At 26.4% G+C, this 541-nt stretch carries 1 protein-coding gene; it reads right to left on the bottom strand.

Annotated features, from left to right (window positions below):
• Window positions 1-243 precede the first annotated feature (243 nt).
• A complete protein-coding gene (locus CAMP5063_RS08395; protein WP_263671881.1) occupies window positions 244-453 on the bottom strand; it encodes a hypothetical protein in 210 nt (69 codons plus the stop codon).
• Window positions 454-541 lie beyond the last annotated feature (88 nt).

Here is a 541-nt window from a genome sequence, read left to right as displayed (position 1 = left end):
TTTTAATCCTTTCTATGATTAAAATTTTGATATATGAATAATTATAAAAACTAAAAAATTAATTTAATATTAAATAAGAGAAAAAACAAAAATTTGTTTAAATATTGAAAAAAATTACTCAACTTTTTTTGTTTTTTCTCGCGCGTACGCGTATGCATTTTTTTATATATTTTTTAAAAAAAGAAAGGCTGTCTGAGTGCGTAGCACGGAAGATGGACAAAACCCACTGCCTTAATATTAAGATTAAGCAAATATATCTAAAAGCTGATCTTTTTTATTGTCTGCTTTATCTGTATTTGTAGAATTACTTTGTTCTTCTTTTTTAGCTTCAGCTTCTACTTTTTTTGTATCTTCTTGTTCCATAAGCTTTAAGGTGTCATATATTTGATGAACTTCCTTAGGCATACACTTGTGGAAGCGAATATTTGAATTAGGATTTAACATATTTAACATTAGAAACAATATCCAAATTTACAAAGTACTTTATGCCCAGCTTCTTGGTAAATAGGCTGATGTATTGTCTGGCAATTATGAAAATTTT

This window comes from Campylobacter sp. RM5063 (assembly GCF_024723655.1).
Taxonomy (GTDB): Bacteria; Campylobacterota; Campylobacteria; order Campylobacterales; family Campylobacteraceae; genus Campylobacter_D; species Campylobacter_D lari_D.
The sequence above is the reverse complement of the archived record's forward strand: the minus strand, read 5'-3'. Positions and strand labels throughout refer to the sequence as shown.